The sequence below is a fragment of the Roseateles paludis genome (genome assembly GCF_039872745.1).
Lineage (GTDB): Bacteria > Pseudomonadota > Gammaproteobacteria > Burkholderiales > Burkholderiaceae_C > Pelomonas > Pelomonas paludis.
Map to the genome: position 1 here is coordinate 12,684 of NZ_JBDPZD010000005.1, position 22,724 is coordinate 35,407.

21 protein-coding genes and 1 tRNA gene are annotated in these 22,724 nt (G+C 67.2%); 14 read left to right on the plus strand and 8 right to left on the minus strand.

From position 1 onward, the window contains the following. The first annotated feature begins 35 nt into the window (after positions 1-35). The 9 genes from ABDJ85_RS15680 to ABDJ85_RS15720 all read left to right on the plus strand — a co-directional run bounded on the left by ABDJ85_RS15680 (position 36) and on the right by ABDJ85_RS15720 (position 10,518). Positions 36-704: a Crp/Fnr family transcriptional regulator gene (locus tag ABDJ85_RS15680; protein WP_347705737.1), complete on the plus strand. Its 669-nt coding sequence runs from the start codon at positions 36-38 to the stop codon at positions 702-704. A gap of 154 nt (positions 705-858) precedes the next feature. After that, complete coding sequence (locus ABDJ85_RS15685; protein ID WP_347705959.1) at positions 859-3,105, plus strand: DNA translocase FtsK; 2,247 nt, start codon at positions 859-861, stop codon at positions 3,103-3,105. Then, positions 3,098-3,718 carry an outer membrane lipoprotein periplasmic chaperone LolA gene (gene lolA, locus ABDJ85_RS15690; protein ID WP_347705738.1) on the plus strand — a complete coding sequence of 207 codons (621 nt, stop codon included), beginning with the start codon at positions 3,098-3,100 and terminating at the stop codon, positions 3,716-3,718. Before ABDJ85_RS15685 ends, lolA begins: the two co-directional genes overlap by 8 nt. A gap of 12 nt (positions 3,719-3,730) precedes the next feature. Beyond that, positions 3,731-5,437, plus strand: a complete 1,707-nt coding sequence (locus ABDJ85_RS15695) for a cation:proton antiporter domain-containing protein (protein ID WP_347705739.1) — start codon at positions 3,731-3,733, stop codon at positions 5,435-5,437. Positions 5,438-5,459: 22 nt separating this feature from the next. Beyond that, positions 5,460-6,818, plus strand: coding sequence for a replication-associated recombination protein A (locus tag ABDJ85_RS15700; protein WP_347705740.1), 1,359 nt, complete (start codon positions 5,460-5,462; stop codon positions 6,816-6,818). A 164-nt stretch (positions 6,819-6,982) separates the two neighbouring features. After that, entirely contained in the window at positions 6,983-7,906 is a 924-nt protein-coding gene (locus ABDJ85_RS15705; RefSeq protein ID WP_347705741.1) for a branched-chain amino acid ABC transporter permease, read from the plus strand. Positions 7,907-7,916: 10 nt separating this feature from the next. After that, on the plus strand, positions 7,917-8,999 hold the full coding sequence (locus tag ABDJ85_RS15710) for a branched-chain amino acid ABC transporter permease (RefSeq protein ID WP_347705742.1): 1,083 nt from the start codon (positions 7,917-7,919) through the stop codon (positions 8,997-8,999). 11 nt (positions 9,000-9,010) lie between these two features. Then, positions 9,011-9,790: an ABC transporter ATP-binding protein gene (locus tag ABDJ85_RS15715; RefSeq protein ID WP_347705743.1), complete on the plus strand. Its 780-nt coding sequence runs from the start codon at positions 9,011-9,013 to the stop codon at positions 9,788-9,790. A gap of 14 nt (positions 9,791-9,804) precedes the next feature. Beyond that, positions 9,805-10,518 carry an ABC transporter ATP-binding protein gene (locus ABDJ85_RS15720; RefSeq protein WP_347705744.1) on the plus strand — a complete coding sequence of 238 codons (714 nt, stop codon included), beginning with the start codon at positions 9,805-9,807 and terminating at the stop codon, positions 10,516-10,518. Here ABDJ85_RS15720 and ABDJ85_RS15725 read toward each other — a convergent pair. Together ABDJ85_RS15725 and ABDJ85_RS15730 are read right to left on the minus strand one after the other, a co-directional pair. Beyond that, positions 10,503-11,252 carry a 2OG-Fe dioxygenase family protein gene (locus tag ABDJ85_RS15725; protein ID WP_347705745.1) on the minus strand — a complete coding sequence of 250 codons (750 nt, stop codon included), beginning with the start codon at positions 11,250-11,252 and terminating at the stop codon, positions 10,503-10,505. The genes ABDJ85_RS15720 and ABDJ85_RS15725 overlap by 16 nt on opposite strands. Then, entirely contained in the window at positions 11,252-12,277 is a 1,026-nt protein-coding gene (locus ABDJ85_RS15730) for a CDP-6-deoxy-delta-3,4-glucoseen reductase (protein WP_347705746.1), read from the minus strand. Before ABDJ85_RS15730 ends, ABDJ85_RS15725 begins: the two co-directional genes overlap by 1 nt. A 77-nt stretch (positions 12,278-12,354) precedes the next feature. Between ABDJ85_RS15730 and ABDJ85_RS15735 the strand changes: the two genes are divergently transcribed. After that, complete coding sequence (locus ABDJ85_RS15735; protein ID WP_347705747.1) at positions 12,355-13,203, plus strand: SDR family oxidoreductase; 849 nt, start codon at positions 12,355-12,357, stop codon at positions 13,201-13,203. Here ABDJ85_RS15735 and ABDJ85_RS15740 read toward each other — a convergent pair. Both ABDJ85_RS15740 and ABDJ85_RS15745 read right to left on the minus strand, forming a co-directional pair. Beyond that, positions 13,200-13,775, minus strand: a complete 576-nt coding sequence (locus tag ABDJ85_RS15740) for a rhomboid family intramembrane serine protease (RefSeq protein ID WP_347705748.1) — start codon at positions 13,773-13,775, stop codon at positions 13,200-13,202. The two genes, ABDJ85_RS15735 and ABDJ85_RS15740, sit on opposite strands and share 4 nt — an antisense overlap. Before the next feature lie 92 nt (positions 13,776-13,867). Further along, positions 13,868-13,952 (minus strand) — tRNA-Leu (locus ABDJ85_RS15745). Between the two features lie 85 nt (positions 13,953-14,037). Between ABDJ85_RS15745 and cysM the strand changes: the two genes are divergently transcribed. From cysM to ABDJ85_RS15760, 3 genes are read left to right on the plus strand one after another with little or no spacing between them, the layout of a single operon-like run. Further along, a complete protein-coding gene (gene cysM, locus ABDJ85_RS15750; protein ID WP_347705749.1) occupies positions 14,038-14,946 on the plus strand; it encodes a cysteine synthase CysM in 909 nt (302 codons plus the stop codon). Next, on the plus strand, positions 14,943-15,479 hold the full coding sequence (locus ABDJ85_RS15755; RefSeq protein ID WP_347705750.1) for an NUDIX domain-containing protein: 537 nt from the start codon (positions 14,943-14,945) through the stop codon (positions 15,477-15,479). The genes cysM and ABDJ85_RS15755 overlap by 4 nt, the downstream gene beginning before the upstream one ends. Positions 15,480-15,516: 37 nt before the next feature. After that, complete coding sequence (locus ABDJ85_RS15760) at positions 15,517-15,744, plus strand: sulfurtransferase TusA family protein (RefSeq protein ID WP_347705751.1); 228 nt, start codon at positions 15,517-15,519, stop codon at positions 15,742-15,744. A 111-nt stretch (positions 15,745-15,855) separates the two neighbouring features. Here the strand turns inward: ABDJ85_RS15760 and galU are convergent, their stop codons facing one another. Continuing rightward, complete coding sequence (galU, locus tag ABDJ85_RS15765; protein ID WP_347705752.1) at positions 15,856-16,731, minus strand: UTP--glucose-1-phosphate uridylyltransferase GalU; 876 nt, start codon at positions 16,729-16,731, stop codon at positions 15,856-15,858. A 76-nt stretch (positions 16,732-16,807) separates the two neighbouring features. Here galU and ABDJ85_RS15770 point away from each other — a divergent pair, with 76 nt between their 5' ends. Further along, a complete protein-coding gene (locus ABDJ85_RS15770) occupies positions 16,808-17,725 on the plus strand; it encodes an NAD(P)-dependent oxidoreductase (protein ID WP_347705753.1) in 918 nt (305 codons plus the stop codon). On the opposite strand, the gene ABDJ85_RS15775 is transcribed toward ABDJ85_RS15770, so the two are convergent. The 3 genes from ABDJ85_RS15775 to ABDJ85_RS15785 form a co-directional block, all read right to left on the minus strand. After that, a complete protein-coding gene (locus ABDJ85_RS15775; protein WP_347705754.1) occupies positions 17,676-20,474 on the minus strand; it encodes a valine--tRNA ligase in 2,799 nt (932 codons plus the stop codon). The genes ABDJ85_RS15770 and ABDJ85_RS15775 overlap by 50 nt on opposite strands. 74 nt (positions 20,475-20,548) lie before the next feature. Then, positions 20,549-21,358 (minus strand): PEP-CTERM sorting domain-containing protein, encoded by an 810-nt coding sequence (locus ABDJ85_RS15780; protein ID WP_347705755.1) that lies wholly within the window; start codon positions 21,356-21,358, stop codon positions 20,549-20,551. Positions 21,359-21,716: 358 nt separating this feature from the next. Further along, positions 21,717-22,694, minus strand: coding sequence for a GMP reductase (locus ABDJ85_RS15785; protein ID WP_347705756.1), 978 nt, complete (start codon positions 22,692-22,694; stop codon positions 21,717-21,719). Between the last annotated feature and the right edge of the window lie 30 nt (positions 22,695-22,724).

Here is a 22,724-nt window from a genome sequence, read left to right on the forward strand (position 1 = left end):
TCGCCCGTAGCAGACAAGAAACCTGGAGAGATCGCATGGCGATGATTTCGAATCTGGACCTGATCCGTCGCGTCCCGTTGTTTTCGATGTTGACGACCGACCAGGCCCAGTCGATTGCAGATAGTGTTGTCAAGCGCCGTTTCAAGCGCGGTGAGCTGGTGGTCGAGCAAGGCACCAAGTCCAACGCGCTCTTCATCCTGCTCAATGGCCGGGCCCGCGTCCTGACGGCTGACAGCCGGGGCCGTGAGGTCATCCTCGCCGTACTGCAGTCGGGCGACTACGTCGGTGAGATGAGCCTGATCGACAACGAACCCCACTCGGCCACCGTGCGCGCCGAGGTGCAGACCGACATGCTGGTGCTGGGGCGCGCCGAGTTTGCCCGCTGCCTGCCCGAGAGCAGCAGCCTGGCCTACGGCATCCTGCGCGGCCTGGTGCTGCGCCTGCGCAATGCCGACCGCCAGATCGAATCCCTGGCTCTGCTCGACGTCTATGGCCGTGTGGCGCGTGCGCTGCTGGACATGGCCGAGGACGAAAAGGGCATCAAGCTGATCCGCGGCAAGGTCTCGCGCCAGGACATGGCCAAGGTCGTGGGCGCCTCGCGCGAGATGGTCAGCCGCGTGATGAAGGACCTCGAAGAGCGCGGCGTCATCGAGACGCTGGAAAACGGCTCGGTCGTCATCAAGGAACGACTGGGCCACAACTGATTCAGGACACCGAGGCCTCGGTGAGAATCGGGGCATGAGTTTTCCAGGATCCTTGATCGGCGGCGACGGCGATGCGCCGGCCCTGCAGCGTGATGCGGGTGCCCGGCGTGGTACCCGCCGTGCGGCCCAGGCCGCCGAGCCGGCCCCCAAGCAGATGTTGCGTGCCCCGCTGTGGTTGGGGCTGTGGGCCTTGGTCTGGCTGGCCGTCGTCGTGGCCTTGACCTCGCACAGCCTGCGCGACGCGGCTTTCACCGTCAGCGGCGACGGGGCGCCCACCGCAAACCGGCTCGGGGCCTTTGGGGCCTGGCTGTCGGACGGCCTGCTCTTCAGCTTTGGCTTCTCGGCCTGGTGGCTGCCGCTGGTGGGCCTGCGGGCCTGGCTGTCGCGGCTGGCGCAATTGCTGCGGGGCGAGTCGGCCAGCGCTGGCGGCGCCTGGCGCGTCGGCCTTGGTCTGCTGGTTCTCATCGTGGCCAGCAGCGCGCTGGAGTGGAGCCGGCTCTATGCCGTGGAAGCGCGTCTGCCCGGCCATGCCGGCGGCGTGCTGGGCTACACCCTCGGGCCGCTGGGCATGAAGTGGCTGGGCTTTGCGGGCTCGGGTGTGCTCTGGATCGTCCTGCTGCTGGCGGGCCTGGCCCTGGCCTTCCGCTTCAGCTGGGGGCATGTTGCCGAGCGCCTGGGTGAGCGCGTCGAAGGCCTGCGCGAGCGACGCCAGGAGCGCCGCGAAATGCGTGCCGACCAGCGCGCGGGCGAGCAGGCGGCGCTGGAGCGCGAGCAGGTGGTCGAGGTGGAGCGCCAGATCGAGCGCGAGGCCGAGATCGAGCACGCGCCGCTGGTGATCGAGCCGCCGGTCATCGAGGTGCCGCAGTCCACCCGCGTGGCCAAGGAGCGCCAGGCCACGTTGTTTGTCGAGGCGGGCGACGCCAAGCTGCCGCAGGTGGACCTGCTCGATGCCGCGCCAGGCCGGCAAGAGACGGTGACGCCCGAGTCGCTGGAAATGACCAGCCGGCTGATCGAGAAAAAGCTGCGCGACTTCGGCGTCGAGGTGCACGTCGTCGCGGCCTATCCGGGCCCCGTGATCACCCGCTACGAGATCGAGCCGGCCACCGGCGTCAAAGGCTCGCAGATCGTCAACCTGGCCAAGGACCTGGCGCGCAGTTTGAGCCTTGTCTCCATCCGCGTGGTCGAGACCATCCCCGGCAAGAACTTCATGGCGCTGGAGCTGCCCAATGCGCGGCGCCAGACCATCCGCCTGTCCGAGATCCTGGGCTCCCAGGTCTATGCCGATGCGGCCTCGATGCTGACCATGGGCCTGGGCAAGGACATCGTCGGCAGCCCCGTGGTGGCCGACCTGGCCAAGATGCCGCACTGCCTGGTGGCCGGCACCACCGGCTCGGGCAAGTCGGTCGGCATCAACGCCATGATCCTCAGCCTGCTCTACAAGGCCGAGGCGCGCGATGTGCGGCTGATCCTCATCGACCCCAAGATGCTGGAAATGAGCGTCTACGAGGGCATCCCGCATCTGCTCGCTCCCGTCGTGACCGACATGAAGCAGGCCGCCAACGCGCTCAACTGGTGTGTGGGCGAGATGGAGCGGCGCTACAAGCTCATGTCCAAGATGGGCGTGCGCAACCTGGCCGGCTTCAACAAGAAGATCGACGAAGCCAAGGCCGCCGGCAACAGCATCGCCAACCCCTTCAGCCTCACGCCCGAGGCGCCGGAGCCGCTGGAGCGCCTCCCCTTCGTCGTCGTCGTCATCGACGAGCTGGCCGACCTGATGATGGTCGTGGGCAAGAAGATTGAAGAGCTGATCGCGCGCCTGGCGCAAAAGGCCCGGGCTGCCGGCATCCACCTGATCCTGGCCACGCAGCGCCCCAGCGTCGACGTGATCACCGGCCTCATCAAGGCCAATATCCCGACGCGCCTGTCCTTCCAGGTCAGCAGCAAGATCGACTCCCGCACCATCCTCGACCAGATGGGCGCCGAGTCCCTGCTGGGCATGGGCGACATGCTCTACATGCCCTCGGGCACCGGTCTGCCGGTGCGTGTGCACGGCGCCTTTGTGTCCGATGACGAAGTGCACCGCGTGGTCGAGTACCTGAAGAGCCAGGGCGAGCCCAATTACATCGAAGGCATCCTCGAAGGCGGCGTGCTGGACGGCGAGGGCGGCGATGCCTTGATGCCCGGCAGTGGGGGCGATGGCGAAGGCGATGCGCTCTACGACCAGGCCGTGGCCATCGTTCTGCAGCACCGCAAGGCGTCCATCTCGCTGGTGCAGCGCCATCTGCGCATCGGCTACAACCGCGCGGCGCGGCTGCTGGAGCAGATGGAGAACTCTGGCCTCGTGGGCAGCCTGCAGGCCAATGGCAGCCGTGAACTGATCGTGCCCAAGCGAGATGAATGAGATCTTGAAACCCCTGGCCCTGGGCGCTGCGATGGTGGTGTCTGGCCTGGCGCATGCCGACGCCGTGGAGGCCCTGCGCGACTTTGCCAAGGACGTGCGCAGCGGCCGGGCCGAGTTCACCCAGACCGTCACCGCCCCCGATGGCAAGCGCAAGAAGACCTCGTCCGGCAGCTTTGAGTTCCAGCGCCCCAACCAGTTCCGCTTCGTCTACAGCAAGCCCTTTGAGCAGTTGATCGTGGGCGATGGCAAAAAGGTCTGGATGTACGACCCCGACCTGCAGCAAGCCAGCAGCCGCAAGCTGGATCAGGCGCTGGGTGCCTCACCCGCTGCCCTGCTGGCGGGGACCAACATCGAGCGAGACTTTGAGCTCAAGCCCCAGCCCGATTCGCAAGGCATGAGCTGGGTGCAAGCCGTGCCGCGCCAGCCGGACGCCGTGGTGCAGAGCCTGCGCATCGGCTTCAAGGGGCGCGAGCTGGCCGCCATCGAGCTGCAGGATGGCTTTGGCCAACGCTCTCTGATCCAGTTCAGCGCCCTGGTGCCCAATGCCAGCGTGGCGCCCGAACGCTTCCGCTTTGTCGCGCCGCCCGGCACCGACGTCATCGACTCACCCTGAGGATCCGCCCCTATGCCCCACGACATCTCCCTGATTGCGACCTTGGCGGCCGGTTTCGGGTTGGCGATGGTGCTGGGCTACGGAGCAGCGCGTTTGCGCCTGCCGCCCTTGGTGGGCTATCTGCTGGCGGGCGTGGCCATCGGGCCGTTCACGCCCGGCTTTGTGGGCGACCTGTCCTTGGCCGGCCAATTGGCCGAGGTGGGCGTGATGCTGCTGATGTTCGGCGTCGGCCTGCATTTTTCGATGGCTGACCTGATGGCCGTCAAGCGCATTGCCGTGCCGGGCGCCGTGGTGCAGATCGGGGTGGCCACGCTGCTTGGCTTTGCGCTCGCCCAGGCCTGGGGCTGGAGCGTGGGCGGGGCGTTGGTGTTCGGCCTGGCGCTGTCGGTGGCCAGCACGGTGGTGCTGCTGCGGGCGCTGGAGGACCGGGGCCAGTTGGCCACGCCGAATGGCTCGATCGCCGTGGGCTGGCTGGTTGTCGAGGACCTGGTCATGGTCCTGGTGCTCGTGCTGCTGCCGCCGCTGGCCGGGCTGCTGGACCCTGCCAGCCATGCCGCCTCGGCCGGGGCCTCCAGCGGCTTGCTGCTGGCCGTGGGCCTGACGTTGGCCAAGGTGGGCGCTTTCATCGCCAGCATGCTGCTGGTGGGCCGCTGGCTGTTCCCGCGCGTGCTCTATGCGGTGGCGCGCACCGGCTCGCGCGAGCTGTTCACGCTGTGCGTGATTGCGGTGGCCATCAGCGTGGCGGTGGGCGCGGCCAAGCTCTTCGACGTGTCGTTCGCGCTCGGTGCCTTCTTCGCCGGGATGATGATGCGCGAGTCGCAGTACAGCCACCGTGCGGCCGACGAATCGTTGCCGCTGCGGGACGCGTTTGCGGTGCTGTTCTTTGTCTCGGTGGGCATGCTGTTCGACCCGCATGTGCTGGTGCAGGAGCCGCTGCGCGTGGCGGCGGTGGTGGCGGTGATCCTGGTGGGCAAGACGCTGGCGGCCGTGGGCCTGGTGCTGCTGCTGCGCTACCCGCTCAGCACCGCGCTGACCGTGGGTGTCAGCCTGGCGCAGATTGGCGAGTTCAGCTTCATCCTGGCTAGCCTGGGCGTCGGGCTCAAGCTGCTGCCGGCTGAAGGGCAAAGCCTGATCCTGGCTGGCGCCTTGATCTCCATCGCCCTCAACACCGCGCTCTTTGCGCTGCTGGAGCCGCTGCACCGCTGGCTGCTCGCCCGCTCCGCTTGGGCGCGGCGCATGGAGGAGCGTGACGACCCCCTGGCCGTGCTGCCCATGGACACCACGGCGCAGCATCTGAAAGACCAGGTGGTGCTGGTGGGACACGGCCGTGTTGGCACACACGTGCTGCGCAGCTTGCGCGCCGCCGGCCGGCCCGTCGTGGTGGCTGAGCAGTTGCGTGAGGCCGTCGAGGCGCTGCGGGCGCAAGGCCAGGCGGCCGTGCTGGGTGACGCCAGCGACCCCGCCGTGCTGGTGCAAGCCCACATCGCGCAAGCGGCGTTGCTGATCGTGGCGGGCGGCGACAGTCTTCAAGCCCGCCGCATGGTCGAGACCGCCCGCACGCTCAACCCGGGCATCCGCGTGCTGCTGCGCGCCGCCAGCGAGGACGAGGCCGCGCTGCTGCGGCAAGACGGCCTGGGCGAGGTCTTCGTGCCCGAGCAGAGCCTGGCTGACCAGCTCAGCGCCGCCGCACTGGCGGGCAACGCCACCCACTCGGCCTGAGCACCGCACCGACAATGCGCACATGAGCGCCGAGTCCGCATCGCTGTTCCCTGACCTGCTGGCCGCCGCTGCCGGACCCGCCGCTGAACCTGCGGCCAGGGCCGCCGACGCCGACACGCAGCGCCCCTTGGCCGAGCGCCTGCGCCCGCGCCAACTGGACGAGGTCATCGGCCAGCGCCATCTGCTCGGCCCCGGCATGCCGCTGCGGGTGGCCTTTGAGGCCGGGCGGCTGCAGTCCATGATCCTCTGGGGCCCGCCGGGCGTGGGCAAGACCACGTTGGCCCGCCTGGTGGCGGGCGCCTTTGACGCGCAGTTCATCGCCATCTCGGCCGTGCTGGGCGGCGTCAAGGAGATCCGCGAGGCCGTTGAGCGCGCACAGCTAGCCGCAACCCAAGGGCGCCGCACCGTGGTCTTCGTGGACGAGGTGCACCGCTTCAACAAGAGCCAGCAGGACGCCTTCCTGCCGCACGTCGAGGCGGGGCTGTTCACCTTCATCGGCGCCACGACTGAGAACCCAAGCTTCGAGGTCAACTCGGCCTTGCTCTCGCGCGCCCAGGTGCAGGTGCTCAAGAGCCTGGAGGCGGCCGACCTGCAGCAGCTCATCGAGCGCGGCTGCCAGCTGCTGGGTGTGGCGCCGCCCACCGCCGCCGCCGCTGAGCGCCTGACCGGCTATGCCGATGGCGACGCCCGCCGCCTGCTCAATGCGCTGGAGAGCGCCGTCAACCTGGCCCAGGGCGGGCCCATCGACGAGGCGCTGCTGGAGCGCGCGCTGGGCGAGCAGCTGCGCCGCTACGACAAGGGCGGCGAGCAGTTCTACGACGTCATCTCCGCGCTGCACAAGTCCATCCGCGGCAGCGATCCCGACGCGGCGCTTTATTGGCTGGTCCGCATGCTGGATGGTGGCGTGGATGCCCGCTACATCTCGCGCCGCCTGATCCGCATGGCCAGCGAGGACATCGGCCTGGCCGACCCGCGCGCGCTGCGCATGACGCTCGACGCCGCCGAGGCCTTCGAGCGCCTGGGCAGCCCCGAGGGCGAGCTGGCCCTGGCCCAGGCGGCGGTCTTCCTGGCCGTCGCGCCCAAGTCCAATGCCGTCTACAAGGCCCTCGGTGCCGTCAAGGCCCTGGTGGCCCAGGACGGCACCCGCGCGGTGCCCATGCACCTGCGCAATGCACCTACGCGCCTCATGAAGGACCTGGGCTACGGCGAGGCCTACCGCTACGCGCACGACGAACCCGGCGCCTTTGCGGCCGGCGCCACCTATTTGCCCGAGGGCGTCGAGGGCGCACCCTGGTACGAGCCCGTGCCGCGCGGGCTGGAGATACGCATCGGCGAGAAGCTGGCCGAGCTGCGTCGGCTGAATGAGGCGGCCGGCGACTGAGCCGCGCCAGCACCTACGGGGCGCCCTGGCGATGCGGGATTCCACGCACCAAGGCCTGGCAGACCCGGCTCCTAGAATTTCCTTCGGGCCTGCCTGCTAGGGCAGGCATTTTTGTTGCTGGATAGCGATGCATGGCCGCCCCTGGTGGCCGAGGAGTGAGTCGGATGGAGACCTTCTTCCAGCAAGTCATCAATGGCCTGGTGCTGGGCAGCATGTATGCCCTGGTGGCCCTGGGCTACACCATGGTCTACGGGATCATCAACCTCATCAATTTCGCCCATGGCGAGATCCTGATGGTGGGTGCGCTGACTGCCTGGACCGTGATCACCGCGCTGCAGGGCTCGGGCTTGCCGGGCTGGGTGCTGATGCTGATCGGCCTGGTGTGCGCGGTGCTGGTGTGCTGCGTGCTCAACTTCGTGGTCGAGAAGGTGGCCTACCGGCCGCTGCGCAATGCGCCGCGCCTGGCGCCGCTGATCACGGCCATGGGCATGTCCCTGCTGCTGCAGGTGCTGGCCATGATCATCTGGAAGCCCAACCCCAAGCCCTTCCCGCGCCTGCTGCCGTCCGACCCCATCAGCCTGGGCGGGCCGGTCATCACGGTCACGCAGTGCCTGATTCTCGGGCTCACGGTCGTGATCCTGGCCAGCTTGGTTTACCTCGTCAGCGCCACGCGCCTGGGCCGGGCCATGCGCGCCACGGCTGAGAACCCGCGCGTGGCTGGCCTGATGGGCGTGAAGCCCGACTTCATCATCTCCACCACCTTCGTCATCGGCGCCGCACTGGCCGCCGTGGCCGGGCTGATGTGGGCGGCCAACTACGGCATTGCCCAGCATTCCATGGGCTTCCTGCCCGGGCTCAAGGCCTTCACGGCGGCCGTGCTGGGGGGCATTGGCAACCTGGCCGGTGCGGTGCTGGGTGGCGTGCTGCTCGGCTTGCTGGAGTCCATCGGCGCTGGCTACCTGGGCGAGCTGACGGGCGGCGTGCTGGGCAGCCATTACGTGGACATCTTTGCCTTTGTCGCCTTGATCCTGGTGCTCACGCTGCGGCCCTCGGGCCTGCTGGGCGAGCGCGTGGCAGACCGAGCCTGAGGGAGCTGCGATGACCATCAAGAAGACGCCTGCCTTCATCGCCGCCGCCGTGGCCCTGGTGGCGCTGCCCCTGCTGGCCCAGCAACTGGGCAATGGCCCGGTGCGCATCATGGACCTGGCCCTGCTCTACGTGATGCTGGCCCTGGGCCTCAACATCGTGGTGGGCTACGCCGGGCTGCTGGACCTGGGCTATGTGGCCTTCTACGCCGTGGGCTCCTACATGTTCGCGCTGCTCGCCAGCCCGCACCTGGCTGAGAACTTCGCCTGGATGCACAGCGTCTTCCCGAACGGCCTGCACATGCCGATCTGGCTGGTGATCCCGCTCGGGGCCGGGTTGGCGGCCTTCTTTGGTGTGCTGCTCGGGGCGCCCACGCTCAAGCTGCGCGGCGACTACCTGGCCATCGTGACCCTGGGCTTTGGCGAAATCATCCGTGTGTTCCTGAACAACATGGAGCAGCCGCTCAACATCACCAATGGCCCGCGCGGCATTGGCCAGATCGACAGCCTGCAAGTGCTCGGCATCAACCTCGGCCGGCCGCTGGACGTGCTGGGCTTCCGCGTCTCGTCGGTGACGCTGTACTACTACCTCTTCTTGGCGCTGGTGGTGCTGTTCGTCGTCATCTGCCACCGGCTGGAGAAGTCGCGCATCGGCCGGGCCTGGATGGCCATCCGCGAGGACGAGATCGCCGCCAAGGCCATGGGCATCAACACCCGCAACCTCAAGCTGCTGGCCTTCGGCATGGGGGCCACCTTCGGCGGCGTGGCGGGCGTGCTGTTTGCCAGCTTCCAGGGCTTCGTCTCGCCCGAGTCCTACAGCCTGCAGGAGAGCGTGATGATCGTAGCCATGGTGGTGCTGGGCGGCCTCGGGCACCTGCCGGGCGTCATCCTCGGCGCCCTGATGCTGGCGGCCTTGCCCGAGGTGCTGCGCTATGTGGCGGGCGACATCCAGAGCATGACCGGCGGGCGCATTGATGCGTCCATCCTGCGGCAGCTGCTGATCGCGCTGGCCATGATCATCATCATGCTGGTGCGGCCGCGCGGGCTGTGGCCCTCGCCCGAGCATGGCAAGGCGGCTCCGGCCGCCGTGAAGTGAGGGCCGCCGCGATGACATCCCAGATCGTTCTCAAGGTCAGCGGTGCCAGCAAGCGCTTTGGCGGCGTGCAGGCGCTGTCCGAGGTGGGGCTCAGCATCGAGCGCGGCCAGGTCTATGGCCTGATCGGGCCCAATGGCGCGGGAAAGACCACCTTCTTCAACGTCATCACCGGGCTCTACACGCCCGATGGCGGCAGCTTCGAGCTCGGGGGCCAGGCCTACCGGCCCGAGGCCGTGCACCAGGTGGCACGGGCCGGCATTGCGCGCACCTTCCAGAACATCCGCCTCTTTGCCGAGATGACGGCGCTGGAGAACGTGATGGTGGGCCGGCATGTGCGCACGCAGGCCGGCCTGCTGGGGGCGGTGCTGCGCACCAAGGCCTGCCGGGCCGAGGAGGCCGCCATTGCCGCCCGCGCGCAGGAGCTGCTCGACTACGTGGGCATCGGCCGCTATGCCGAGTTCAAGGCACGCACGCTCAGCTATGGCGACCAGCGCCGCCTGGAGATCGCCCGCGCACTGGCCACCGACCCGCAGCTGATCGCCCTGGACGAGCCCGCCGCCGGCATGAACGCGAGCGAGAAGGTCGTGCTGCGCGAGCTGATCGACCGCATCCGCAAGGACGGCCGCACCATCCTCCTGATCGAGCACGACGTGAAGCTGGTGATGGGCCTGTGTGACCGCGTGACCGTGCTCGACTACGGCAAGCAGATTGCCGAGGGCACGCCTTATGACGTGCAGCGCAACGAAAAAGTGATCGAGGCCTATCTGGGCGCCGGTCACAAGAATCACTGAGCAGGACGGACGACATGGCAACAACCCTGCTCAAGGTCAGCGGCCTCAAGGTGGCCTACGGCGGCATCCAGGCCGTCAAGGGCGTGAGCTTCGAGGTGCGCGAGGGCGAGCTGGTCTCGCTGATCGGTGCCAACGGCGCCGGCAAGACCACCACGCTCAAGGCCATCACCGGCCTGCAGCCGCCGGCCGATGGCGACATCGAGTACCTCGGCCAGTCCATCAAGGGCCGCGGTGCCTGGGACCTGGCGCGGCTGGGCCTGGTGATGGTGCCCGAGGGGCGCGGCACCTTCACGCGCATGACCATCGTCGAGAACCTGCTGATGGGCGCCTACACCCGCAAGGACGGCGAGGTGCAGGCTGACATGGACAAGGTCTTCGGTCTCTTCCCCCGCCTCAAGGAGCGCGCCACGCAGCTGGCCGGCACCATGAGCGGCGGTGAGCAGCAAATGCTGGCCATGGGCCGCGCGCTGATGGCCCGGCCCAAGGTGCTGCTGCTGGATGAGCCGTCCATGGGCCTGTCGCCCATCATGGTGGACAAGATCTTTGAGGTGGTGGCCGACATCCACAAGCAGGGCGTGACCGTGCTGCTCGTCGAGCAGAACGCCAGCCGCGCGCTGCAACTGGCCAACCGCGGCTACGTGATGGAGTCCGGCGAGGTCACGATGGACGGCGAGGGTCAGGCCCTCTTGAACGACCCGCGCGTGCGGGCCGCTTACCTGGGCGAGTAGGCCAACGCGTCCTGGAAGCCGCCGCGCCTGAGCGTCACCACCAAGGTGTCGCGCCAGGCGGGCTCACCCGCTTGCAGCGGCTGGATGGGCGTGGTCTCGTGGATCACGCGGGCGTCGTCCAGCAGCACCACGGTCCAGGGCAAGGTCAGCGTGAAGCGCTGGCCTTGCGGCCCTGCTGCCTCGAACACGCGCGACTCGCCGCCCTTGACGCCGCGCCGCTCGACGAGGAACACAGCCACCAGGTCCACGCCGTCGCGGTGGGCGCCTTCGGGCGTCGGGCGGCCAATGCCTTCGCTCGCGTCGATGCGGAACTGATGCGCCTCGATGAACCAGGGCCGCTCGCCATGCAGTTGGCTCGTCACGCGGGCCAGGCCGAGCAGCAGGCGGCGCCACACGTCGGTGGCCGTGATCTCGGGCAGCAGGGGCACGAACCAGCGCTCGATGCCGCCGTGCAGGGCGTTGTAGTCCACCGGCTGCCAGTGCGCGCGGTGCGGGGCCTGGGTCAGCTGATCGCCTTCAGCCACAAAGCTGCCGTGGCGCCGGAAGCGGTAGCGCCCGCCGTCGCGCAGATAGCCGTCCGGGGCCAGCGAGCCCCAGCTGGGCTGCAGCGCGGCCAGTTCGCTGGCCTGGCAGCCCAAGGCCACGCTAAGGTCATCGGGATGCAACACGGCGTGGCCGCTGCTGCGCAGTGAGTCAGCCAGCGTGGCGGCGGGGGTCCAGGGCGGCTCAAACATCAAGCGGCGTGTTTGTCGGCTTCCGACGTGAACGCGTCGGCAAAGAACTCGTCCTCCGGCAAGCCACAGCGTTCGACGAAGTCTCGCCGTGCCGCGTCCACCATCAGCGGCGCACCGCAAGCGTAGACCTGATGGCCCGAGAGGTCGGGCAGGTCGGCCATCACCGCCTGGTGGACGAAGCCAGTACGGCCGGCCCAGCCCGCATCGGCCTCGGACAGCACGGGCACAAAGCGCAGTAGCGGCCATTCCTTGGCCACCTGCTCGGCCCAACTGCTCAGGTACAGGTCCTTGGCCTTGCGACCACCCCAGTACAGCACCATGGGGCGCTGGCTGCCGGTGTGGCGGGCGTGTTCGATCAAGGCCTTGATCGGCGCAAAGCCGGTGCCGCTGGCCAGGAGCACGATGGGTTTGGCTGAGTCCTCGCGCAGGAAGAAGCTGCCGAAGGGGCCTTCCATGCGCAGGATGTCCTTCTCCTTCATGGCGGAGAACACATGGTCAGTGAACTTGCCGCCCGGCATGTGGCGGATGTGCAGTTCGATCTGGCCGGTCAGGCTGTGGGGGGCGTTGGCCATCGAATAGCTGCGCCGCGCGCCATCGCGCAGGATGAACTCGACGTACTGTCCGGCGCGGAACTGGAAGTTGATGTTGGCCGCCAGCTGCATGCGCAGCAGGGCCACATCGTCGGCCGGGCGCTCGATGCTGATCACGCGTGTGGGCAGCTTGACGATGGGGAACTCGCCCGCACCCGGCACGCTGCGGGCCTCGACCTGGCAATCGGTCTCGGGGCGGGCGCAGCAGGTGAGGATGAAGCCGGCGGCTTCTTCTTCGGCCGACAGCGCCTTGGCCTGGTGGTTGCCGAGGCTGACGCGGCCTTCCAGCAGCTTGCTTTTGCAGGAGCCGCAGGCGCCGTCCTTGCAGCCATAGGGCAGGCCCACACCTTGGCGGATGGCGGCGGAAAGCAGGGTTTCGTCGGCCTCGACGCTGAACTGGCGGCCGGCGGGTTGGACGGTGATCTGGTAGCTCATGTCACGGGACAAATGGAGATGGCCCAGCAGCCTCCAACAGGGCCGTAGACTGCCTCGCATTGTCCTCCATGCTCTCCATGCCCCTGCGCCTTCTCATCATTGGTTGCGGCGATGTCGGCCTGCGTGTGCTGCGTCTCTTGGCAGGGCGCTGCCAGGTCTACGCGCTGACCTCGTCACCCGAGCGTTGCGAGGCACTGCGCGCTGCCGGCGCCACGCCGCTGCTCGGCAATCTCGACGATCCGGCGTCCCTGCGCCGTCTGGCGGGCCTCGCCGACGCCGTGCTCCATCTCGCACCACCGCAAGGTCACGGCCAGCAGGACACGCGCACCCGGCAGCTGCTGCGCAGCCTGGCGCGCTCGGCGCCGCAGCGCCTGGTCTACGTCAGCACCACTGGCGTGTATGGCGATGCGGGCGGGGCGCGTTTTGATGAGACCCGTCCGGTGGCGCCCGCCACCGACCGGGCGCGGCGGCGGGTGGACGCCGAGCAGCAACTGCGCCGGTTCGGCCGCGAGACTGGCGCCCGTGTTTCCGTCCTGCGTGCCCCCGGCATCTATGCGGCAGACCGCCCGGGCGGCGACCCGCGCGAGCGCGTCCGTGCCGGCAAGCCGGTGCTGGTCGCCAGTGAGGACGTCTGCACCAACCACATCCACGCCGACGACTTGGCCCGCGCCTGCCTGCGGGCCCTCTTTGCCGGCTGGAGCCAGCGGGTCTGGCATGTCTGCGACGACAGCGAGCTGTTGATGGGCGACTACTTTGACCACGTCGCCGACCAGGCGGGCCTGCCGCGGCCACGGCGTATCACCCGGGTCGAGGCCGCGCGGGAGCTGACGCCCTTGAGCCTGAGTTTCTGGAGCGAATCACGCCGGCTGGACAACCGCCGCGTCAAGCGCGAGCTGCGCCTGCGGCTACGCCACCCGCTGCCTTAACGCCGCGCCGAGCGCCAGTGGCGGATCAGCAGCCAGGCGCCCAGCATGCCCCCGAGGTGGGCGAAGTGGGCCACGCTGCTGCGTGTCTCAAGGCCCAGCAGCAGTTCAATGCCGCCGAAGATGGCCACGAAGTACTTGGCCTTCATGGGGATGGGCGGGATCAGCGGCACGATGATGCGGTTCGGGAACAGCATCCCGAAGGACAGCAGCAGACCGAACAGGGCACCCGAGGCCCCCACCGTCGGTGCCTGCGAGTGCATCAGGTAGGTGACGAGCAGTTGCACGCCGGCCGCGGTCAAGGTGCTGGCGATGAGGATCTGGATGTAGCGCTTGGTGCCCCACACACGCTCCAGCTCGCTGCCAAACATCCACAGCCCCAGCATGTTCATCAGCAGGTGGGTGAAGCTGCCGTGCAGGAAGGCGTATGTGAGCAACTGCCAGGGCAGAAACAGCCCGGTCTGCAGCGGCCACAGCGCGAACCAGGGCTCCAGCCAGGGCAGCAGCTCGAACAGGCAGAACAGCCCCACGCAACTGAGCAGGAAGGCCTTGGTGACGGGAGGAAGCGAGGGCATGGGCGGCCGCAGTGTAAGCCAGCGATTTGTGCCGCATGAGTGTCGCCAGCCCCGGTTTGCGCGGGGGGCAGACACTGAGGTTTGAAGACGGTTGGTGCCCGAGGCCGGACTCGAACCGGCACACCTTTCGGCGGCGGATTTTGAGTCCGCTGCGTCTACCGATTCCGCCACTCGGGCCCGTCTTCGGTGTCACTCGCCATCACGGCGAGAAGGCGCGCATTATGCAGCAGGGTGAATCGGGCGGCTGCCACAATCCGCCCCCATGACTGCACGCCCCGCCTACCTGACCCTGGAAGACGCCATCGGGCGCACGCCGCTTGTCCGCTTGCAGCGGGTGTTGGGGCCCGATGCGCGCGGCAATGTGCTGCTGGCCAAGCTGGAGGGCAACAACCCCGCTGGGTCGGTCAAGGACCGTCCGGCCATCAGCATGATCCGGCGGGCCGAGGAGCGTGGCGAGATCAAGCCGGGCGACACCCTGATCGAGGCCACCTCGGGCAACACCGGCATTGCACTGGCCATGGCTGCCGCCATGCGCGGCTACCGCATGGTCTTGATCATGCCGGAGGACCTCTCCATCGAGCGTGCGCAGACCATGAAGGCTTTCGGCGCCGAGCTGATCCTGACGCCCAAGACCGGCGGCATGGAGTACGCACGCGACCTGGCCGAGCAGATGGCGCACGACGGCAAGGGCCGTGTGCTCGACCAGTTCGCCAACCCCGACAACCCGCGCGTCCACTACGAAACCACCGGCCCCGAGATCTGGCAGGACACAGCCGGGCAGATCACGCACTTCGTCAGCGCGATGGGCACCACGGGCACCATCACCGGCACCTCGCGCTTCCTGAAGGAGCAGAACCCGGCGGTCCGCATCGTCGGCGCGCAGCCGCAGGAGGGTTCGCGCATCCCCGGCATCCGCAAATGGCCCGAGGCCTATTTGCCCAAGATCTATGACCCGAGCCACGTGGACGAGATGGTCTACGTGAGCCAGGGCGATGCCGAGGACATGGCCCGGCGGCTGGCGCGTGAGGAAGGTTTGTTCTGCGGCATTTCGGCGGCCGGCGCCTGCTGGGTGGCGCTGCAGCTGGCCCGCCAACTCACGAACGCTACCTTGGTCTTCATCGTCTGCGACCGGGGCGACCGCTACCTCTCGACCGGGGTCTTCCCCGCATGAGCGCCTTTCGGTTCTGCCCGCAATGCCGGGCCGAGCTGGCGCCGCGCGCGGCGACGGAGGACGGTGGTGAGCGGGTGCGCCTGCGCTGCCCCAACTGCGACTTCACGCACTGGAACAACCCGACGCCGGTGCTGGCGGCCGTCATCGAATGCACAGACCGCGAGGGCCGGGTGCTGCTGGCCCGCAACAGCGCCTGGCCTGGCCGCTTCTTTGGCCTGGTGACGGGCTTCCTGGAGGCCGGCGAGTCGCCCGAAGAAGGCATCCGCCGCGAGATTGCCGAAGAGACGCAGCTGCAGGTGGATGCGCTCAGCCTGCTCGGCGTCTGGGACTTCAAGCGCCTCAACCAGATCATCATTGCCTATGCGGCGCAAGCGCATGGCGAGATTCAGCTCTCCCCCGAGCTGGCCGAGGTCAAGCTGCTGTTGCCGACTGAGGTGAAATGCTGGCCTCAAGGCACGGGCCAGGCCATGGCCACCTGGTTGCGCCAGCGCGGCATCGAGCCGCAGTGGCTCGACCTTGCTTCCACCGATTGACCGAATGACCGAACAAACGACGGACGGACGCACCACCATGGAAGTGCATCGCGAACTCGACACCCGGGGCCTCAACTGCCCGCTGCCCATCCTCAAGGCCAAGAAGGCGCTGTCAGAGATGGCCAGCGGCGAGCTGCTGCGCGTCGTGGCCACCGACCCCGGCTCCACGCGTGACTTTCAGGCCTTCTGCCGCCAGACGGGCCATGAACTCCTCGACCAGACGCATCTGGACGAGGAATACATCCACGTCCTCAAGCGACGCTGAAATCGGCCCACCCCCTACGCGCTACGCGCGCCCCCTCAAGGGGGCACTACCAGTGGCCCGGCGGAGCCGGTTCCACGGTAGTCGCTGGGTAGTCGCCAGTGCGGTGTCGAGTCAGAGATCGAGGGTCTTGAGGAAGTCGCGGAAGCCTGGGCCTAGTTGGGGGTGGGCGAGGGCCAGCTCGACATTGGCCTGCAGGAAGCCTTCCTTGCTGCCGCAGTCGTAGCGCTTGCCCTCGTAGCGGTAGGCAAACACCTTTTCCCGGCGCAGCAGGCCGGCAATGCCGTCGGTGAGCTGGATCTCGCCGCCCACGCCGCGTGGCTGGTTGGCGATTTCGTGGAAGACGCCGGGCGTCAGGATGTAGCGGCCCGCCACGCCCAGGCGAGACGGGGCCACTTCTGGCGCCGGCTTCTCAACGATGCGGGTCACGTCCACCAGGTGGTCATTGACCGGCGTGCCAGCCACGATGCCGTAGCGGCGCGTGTGCTCGGCGGGCACTTCCTGCACGGCCAGGATGGAGGCCCGCCATTCGCCGTATTGCTCGACCATCTGCTTGAGGATGGGCTTCTCACCCACCATCAAGTCATCGGCCAGCAGCACGGCAAAGGGGTGGTTGCCGACGAGGCGTTGGCCGCACAGCACGGCATGGCCGAGGCCCAGGGCCTGGGCCTGGCGCACATAGATGCATTCCATGTCGTCGGGCTTGACGCTGCGCACGACCTCCAGCAACTCCTGCTTGTTGGACTGCTCGAGCGCGACCTCGAGCTCGAAGGTCATGTCGAAGTGGTCCTCGATCGGGCGCTTGTGACGGCCGGTGACGAAGATCATTTCGCGTACGCCGGCCGCATAGGCCTCCTCGACGGCGTACTGGATCAAAGGCTTGTCGACAACGGGCAGCATTTCCTTGGGCTGCGCCTTGGTAGCCGGCAAAAAGCGGGTGCCAAGACCTGCTACTGGGAAGATCGCTTTGGTGACGCTGGAGATGGGCATGAATACACTCTTCGAAGCTTGAGTCCGCGGCGATTGTTGCATCGCGGTATGACGGAGAGCCCGATTGACGGTACTGATGTTGGAAGCGCTCGACGCCGAAGTTGTGCAGTGGTTGGCAGAACGGCACGACGCGCGCTTCGCCCCTGAACTGGTTGCTGACCCACTGGCGCTGCGTGCGGCGGTGGCGGGTGCGCGCGCGCTGATCGCGCCGCCCGACCTGCCTATTGACGCCCGGTTGCTGGAATCGGCCGACGATCTCTGCATCGTGGCGCGCCTGCAGGGCGACATGGTCAATGTGGACCAGGACCTGTGCCGCGCCCGAGGTGTCGAGGTGGCGCGGGTGGTGTGGTCGAGCGCCAACGCCGAGGCCGAGTTTGCCGTTGGCGCGCTGCTGGACATGTTCCGAAACCCGTCCGACGGCGGGCCCAAGCTGGGCCGCGAGCTCGGCTGCGCGACGGTCGGGCTGATCGGCATGACACCCGTGGCCCAGGTGCTGGCACCGCTGCTGGCGAGCTTTGGCACGCGGGTGATGGGCTATGACCCTTCGCTGCACGCCAGTGACGACGAGTGGTCGCGCTGGGGCGTGGAGCCGCTCAGCCTGATGGACCTGCTGCAGACTGTGGATGCCGTGGTGGTGCTGCTACCCAGCTACGAGCGCTTTCGTGGCGTGCTGAGCGCGCGGGTGCTGTCGCACACACGCATGGACCAGGTCTGGGTCGCTCTCAGCCCCTCGATGCTGTTTGACGAGCTGGCGCTGACCGACGCCTTGAATCGCGGCGCCATCCGCAGCATCTGGTTCGATGCCTTGGATCCGTCCTGGCTGGAAGCAGGGCGCCCGCTGGCGCGCCGCCGTGGCGTGCGCGTCACCGAGCGCCTGGCCAACCAGACCCGCGAGGCCGCCACGCGGGCAGCCTGGGCGATTGCCCGACGGGTGGACGAAGTCCTCAGCCGAGACGTGCCCGCTGTTCGCGCAGCCGGACAACGGTCGCGCTGAAGTCGGCCACGCGGGCCCGTTCCTGCTCAACCACGGCCGCCGGGGCGCGGGCCACAAAGCTTTCGTTGCCCAGCTTGGCATTGGCCTTGACGATCTCGCCTTCCAGGCGGGTGATCTCCTTGTCGAGGCGTGCACGTTCGGCTTCGACGTCGATCTCCACCTTGAGCGCCAGCTTGGCTGCGCCTTGCACCAGCACGGGCGAGCTGGCGCTTTGCTTGGCGAACTCGGCTTCGTCCTCGATCAGCTCGACGCTTGAGAGCTTGGCCAGCACCTTGAGCACCGGCGCCGCCTCGCGCAGGAAGCTCAGGTCACCGCCCACCAGCAGGGGCACGCGCTCGGCCGGGCTGAGGCTCATCTCGCTGCGCAGGCTGCGCGTCACGCCCACCACCTCTTTGAGGCGCGCCATCCAGGCGTCGCTGGCAGGGTCGATGCGCTCGGGCTGTGCCTGAGGGTAGGGCGCGCCGGCCAGGAACTCGCTCGTCTTGCGCGCGGCCACGGTGGCGACGGTCTGCCACAGCTCTTCTGTGATGAAGGGGGCGATGGGGTGCAGCAGGCGCAGGGTGGTCTCCAGCACGCGGATCAGGGTGCGGCGCGTGGCGCGCTGCTGGGCTTCGTTGCCCGTCTGGATCTGGACCTTGGCGATCTCCAGGTACCAATCGCAGTACTCGTCCCAGACGAAGCTGTAGAGGCTGTTGGCGACGTTGTCGAGCCGGTACTCGGCAAAGCCCTGGGCCACGGCGGCTTCCACGCGCTGCAACTCGGACACGATCCAGCGGTCGGCCTGGCTGAACTCGTTGTAGCCCTTGGGGCAGTGGCCGCCTTCATGGGCGAAGCCGCAGTCCTGGCCCTCGGTGTTCATCAAGACGAAGCGCGTGGCGTTCCAGAGCTTGTTGCAGAAGTTGCGGTAGCCCTCGCAGCGCTTGGTGTCGAAGTTGACGTTCCGGCCCAAGCTCGCATAGCTGGCCATGGTGAAGCGCAGTGCATCGGCGCCGTAGGCCGGCATGCCTTCGGGGAACTCCTTCTTCACCCGCGCAGCCACCTTGGGCGCGGTCTCGGGCTTGCGCAGGCCGGTGGTGGACTTCTGCGTGAGCAGCTCCAGGTCGCAGCCCTGGATCAGGTCCACGGGGTCGAGCACATTGCCTTCGCTCTTGCTCATCTTCTGGCCCTGCGAGTCGCGCACCAGGCCGTGGATGTAGACATGCTTGAACGGCACCTGCCCCGTGAAGTGCTTGGTCATCATGATCATCCGGGCGACCCAGAAGAAGATGATGTCGTAGCCGGTGACCAGCACCGAGGACGGCAGGAAGAGGTCCTGCTCCAGGGTCTTCTCGGGCCAGCCTAGGGTGGAGAAGGGCACCAGGGCCGACGAGTACCAGGTGTCCAGCACATCGGGGTCGCGGCTGAGGGTCTTGCCTGGGGCCTTGGCCTGCGCTTCGGCCTCGTTGCGCGCCACGTAGACCTTGCCGTCCTCGTCGTACCAGGCCGGGATCTGGTGGCCCCACCACAGCTGGCGCGAGATGCACCAGTCCTGCAGGTTGTTCATCCAGTGGTTGTAGGTGTTGACCCACTGGTCGGGGAAGAACTTGACGTCGCCCGAGGCCACGGCCTCGATGGCGCCGTCGGCAATGCTCTTGCCCTGAGCACCCGGCTTGGTCATGGCCACGAACCACTGGTCGGTCAGCATGGGCTCGATCACCTGGCCCGTGCGCTCGCAGCGCGGCACCATCAGCTTGTGCTTCTTGACCTCGACCAGAAGGCCCTGGGCGTCCAGGTCGGCCACGATCTTCTTGCGGGCGACAAAGCGGTCCAGGCCACGGTAGGCCTCGGGCGCGTTGTCATTGATGCGGGCTTGCAGGTCCAGCACCGAGATCATCGCCAGGCCATGACGCTGGCCGACGGCGTAGTCATTGGTGTCGTGCGCGGGCGTGACCTTGACGACGCCGGTGCCGAATTCCTTGTCCACATAGCTGTCGGCGATCACCGGGATCTGGCGATCCGTCAGCGGCAGTTGCACCAGCTTGCCGATCAAGCCGGCATAGCGCTCGTCCTCAGGGTGGACCATCACGGCCACGTCGCCCAGCATGGTCTCAGGCCGCGTGGTGGCCACGACGACCGAGCCCGAACCATCCACCAGCGGGTAGCGGATGTGCCAGAGCGAGCCGTCTTCCTCTTCGCTGCTCACTTCAAGGTCTGACACGGCGGACTGCAGCACCGGGTCCCAGCTCACCAGGCGCTTGCCGCGGTAGATCAGGCCTTCTTCATAGAGCCGCACAAAGGTCTCGACCACCACGGTGGACAGCTTCTCGTCCATGGTGAAGTACTCGTGCGCCCATGACACTGAGTCACCCAGGCGGCGCATCTGGCTGGTGATGGTGTTGCCCGACTGCTGCTTCCACTCCCACACCCGCGCTACAAAGTTCTTGCGCCCCAGGTCATGCCGGCTCTGCCCGGCGGCCTGCAACTGGCGCTCCACCACGATCTGCGTGGCAATGCCCGCGTGGTCGGTGCCGGGCACCCACAGGGTGTTGTGCCCCAGCATGCGGTGGTAACGCGTCAGCGAGTCCATCACCGTCTGGTTGAAGGCATGGCCCATGTGCAGCGTGCCCGTCACATTGGGCGGCGGCAGCTGGATGCTGAACGAGGGCTTGCTGGCGTCGAGCGTCGGGGCGTAGAGGCTACTCTCCTCCCACGTCGGGCCCCAATGGGCTTCCAGGGCGGCGGGCTCAAAAGACTTGGCGAGTTCGGTCATGGTGGGGTGTGAAAGGCAACGGGGCGACTCCTTGCGGAATCGCCCCGTGCTTGGGCGGCAATGCCCGGATTTTGCTATAGCGAGCGCGCAGTTCTGCGGCGGTGGCAGCCGAGAGCGATCACGCCGATGCCAAGACTGAATAGCAGTGCCGACGCGGGTTCAGGGACAACCTGCACGCCGGTGGCGTAGCTGGTTGCCGTGACTTCCAGAAGGATGCGTTTGGCGGAAAGCGAATAGTTTGTGTAGGTCGTGCCGAAGCTCCACGCCGTCGTCGAATCGTGTTTGCCGTTGAAATAGTCTTCGCTCGCAACGACGGTGTTCCCAAGGGACCAGTCTAGTGGAATCAGGGTGAGACTGACCGAGCCGCCAAGACTCTCTGCCGCGTCTTCGATATCAAGGGTCGCTTTCAGACTGTCCGCCCATACTGATACCGACGAATCCGGGGCGAGGTCGAACTCAATTCGGCCAATCAGCATCGACTCCACCCTGGCATGGGCTGAGGTTGAGTGCGCAGACACAGAGCCTGACCAGCCAGCTTGGGTGAGGTCAAAAGCGTGGCCCGCCCACGATTGAGCTGTCGCAACTGCCCCTGCTGTCACGACTGAGATTGGCCCGATGGACGCCTCAAACGTCGGGATTGAGTTGAACGTCTCACCCAGGGGGACGTAGCCGCTTCGTGGGACGTCAGAGTATCGAGAAACCGCGAATGTTTCAGCCCGTCCAAAAACCAAGCTGGCGGTAATGTCCTCATGGGTAAACGTGGTCGACGCCTTGACATGCACGTTCCCGAAACTCGCCGTTGCTGTGCCAGCAAAGGCCAGTGAGCCTTGAATGGCCGTCGCCGCAATGATGGGCAGCGCGAATCGCCTCGCCAATGATTTCATCCATCTCTCCCATTTGTATTCGTTCCGAAGCGACGCGGATGCTAATTGCGGTGGAACGGGCTTCGTCACCCCCAAGAACGCATCCCCCCCGCATTGAGGGGGAGCATCAATGCCGAAGCAACCGAAAGGCGACGAGCAAAGACTGGTGGCGTTACGAGCCGTGGCGCAATCGCTGTTGTCGTAGTGGGGCTTCGGTGCATCGCCCGTTTGCCGCTCACCGACTGCAGGACGTTGCTTGCCAACGGGTTACCTGTGTGCCGGAACTCATTGCTGCGCTGCGCGCAGGCGATCTTCGATCACATGAACAAACGTTCTCCGGTACCTTTGGCTTTGCCGAATCGCCGTGCCCCCTCAGCCCCTACATAAAGAGATGTTCGCCAGCGTTCTCTCCGCCAAGAATCACGTAGTTCACCTTCTTCAAGTCGGCCAACTGCGTGCCACCGGCATAGGAGATGGAACTCTGCAAGTCCTCCTCCATCTCCCGCAGCGTGTCTGACAGCCGCCCCTTGATGGGCTCCAGGATGCGCTTGCCCTCGACGTGGCGGTACTCGCCCTTGTTGAAGTCGCTGGCGGAGCCGTAGTACTCCTTGTAGCGCTTGCCGTCGACCTCGACCGATTGGCCGGGCGATTCCTCGTGGCCGGCGAAGAGGGAGCCGATCATCACCATGCTGGCGCCGAAGCGCATGCTCTTGGCGATGTCGCCGTGGTGGCGGATGCCGCCGTCGGCCACGATGGGCTTGGTGGCGACGCGGGCGCACCACTTGAGCGCCGAGAGCTGCCAGCCGCCCGTGCCAAAGCCGGTCTTGAGCCGGGTGATGCAGACCTTGCCGGGGCCGACGCCGACCTTGGTGGCGTCGGCGCCCCAGTTCTCCAGGTCGATCACGGCCTCGGGGGTGCCGACGTTGCCGGCGATGACGAAGGTGCTGGGCAGTTGCTCCTTGATGTGGGCAATCATGCGTTGCACGCTCTCGGCATGGCCGTGGGCGATGTCGATGGTCAGGTAGTCGGCGCCAACGCCTTCGGCGGCCAGGCGGGAGACGAGCTCATGGTCGGCCGGCTTGACGCCCACGCTCAGCGACACCAGCAGGCCTTTGTCTCGCATGGCGCGGGCGTAGGCCAGGCTGTCGAGGTCGAAGCGGTGCATCACGTAGAAGTAGCCCTCGCGCGCCAGCAGCTCGGTGATGGACTCGTCCACCACGGTCTTCATATTGGCGGGCACCACGGGCAGGCGGAAGCGGTGGGGGCCGAACTGGACCGAGGTGTCGCATTGCGCGCGGCTCTCGACGCGGCATTTGCGCGGCAGCAGCAGGATGTTGTCGTAGTCAAAGATTTCCATGGCGCGAGGAAGGCAAACAGCTAGAAGGAC

Bases quoted from the DNA above. Each gene is read 5' to 3' on its own strand.
- ABDJ85_RS15680 (WP_347705737.1), top strand. From the start codon at position 36: ATGGCGATGATTTCGAATCTGGACCTGATCCGTCGCGTCCCGTTGTTT.
- ABDJ85_RS15685 (WP_347705959.1), top strand. From the start codon at position 859: ATGTTGCGTGCCCCGCTGTGGTTGGGGCTGTGGGCCTTGGTCTGGCTG.
- lolA (WP_347705738.1), top strand. From the start codon at position 3,098: ATGAATGAGATCTTGAAACCCCTGGCCCTGGGCGCTGCGATGGTGGTG.
- ABDJ85_RS15695 (WP_347705739.1), top strand. From the start codon at position 3,731: ATGCCCCACGACATCTCCCTGATTGCGACCTTGGCGGCCGGTTTCGGG.
- ABDJ85_RS15700 (WP_347705740.1), top strand. From the start codon at position 5,460: ATGAGCGCCGAGTCCGCATCGCTGTTCCCTGACCTGCTGGCCGCCGCT.
- ABDJ85_RS15705 (WP_347705741.1), top strand. From the start codon at position 6,983: ATGGAGACCTTCTTCCAGCAAGTCATCAATGGCCTGGTGCTGGGCAGC.
- ABDJ85_RS15710 (WP_347705742.1), top strand. From the start codon at position 7,917: ATGACCATCAAGAAGACGCCTGCCTTCATCGCCGCCGCCGTGGCCCTG.
- ABDJ85_RS15715 (WP_347705743.1), top strand. From the start codon at position 9,011: ATGACATCCCAGATCGTTCTCAAGGTCAGCGGTGCCAGCAAGCGCTTT.
- ABDJ85_RS15720 (WP_347705744.1), top strand. From the start codon at position 9,805: ATGGCAACAACCCTGCTCAAGGTCAGCGGCCTCAAGGTGGCCTACGGC.
- ABDJ85_RS15725 (WP_347705745.1), bottom strand. From the start codon at position 11,252: ATGTTTGAGCCGCCCTGGACCCCCGCCGCCACGCTGGCTGACTCACTG.
- ABDJ85_RS15730 (WP_347705746.1), bottom strand. From the start codon at position 12,277: ATGAGCTACCAGATCACCGTCCAACCCGCCGGCCGCCAGTTCAGCGTC.
- ABDJ85_RS15735 (WP_347705747.1), top strand. From the start codon at position 12,355: ATGCCCCTGCGCCTTCTCATCATTGGTTGCGGCGATGTCGGCCTGCGT.
- ABDJ85_RS15740 (WP_347705748.1), bottom strand. From the start codon at position 13,775: ATGCCCTCGCTTCCTCCCGTCACCAAGGCCTTCCTGCTCAGTTGCGTG.
- cysM (WP_347705749.1), top strand. From the start codon at position 14,038: ATGACTGCACGCCCCGCCTACCTGACCCTGGAAGACGCCATCGGGCGC.
- ABDJ85_RS15755 (WP_347705750.1), top strand. From the start codon at position 14,943: ATGAGCGCCTTTCGGTTCTGCCCGCAATGCCGGGCCGAGCTGGCGCCG.
- ABDJ85_RS15760 (WP_347705751.1), top strand. From the start codon at position 15,517: ATGGAAGTGCATCGCGAACTCGACACCCGGGGCCTCAACTGCCCGCTG.
- galU (WP_347705752.1), bottom strand. From the start codon at position 16,731: ATGCCCATCTCCAGCGTCACCAAAGCGATCTTCCCAGTAGCAGGTCTT.
- ABDJ85_RS15770 (WP_347705753.1), top strand. From the start codon at position 16,808: ATGTTGGAAGCGCTCGACGCCGAAGTTGTGCAGTGGTTGGCAGAACGG.
- ABDJ85_RS15775 (WP_347705754.1), bottom strand. From the start codon at position 20,474: ATGACCGAACTCGCCAAGTCTTTTGAGCCCGCCGCCCTGGAAGCCCAT.
- ABDJ85_RS15780 (WP_347705755.1), bottom strand. From the start codon at position 21,358: ATGAAATCATTGGCGAGGCGATTCGCGCTGCCCATCATTGCGGCGACG.
- ABDJ85_RS15785 (WP_347705756.1), bottom strand. From the start codon at position 22,694: ATGGAAATCTTTGACTACGACAACATCCTGCTGCTGCCGCGCAAATGC.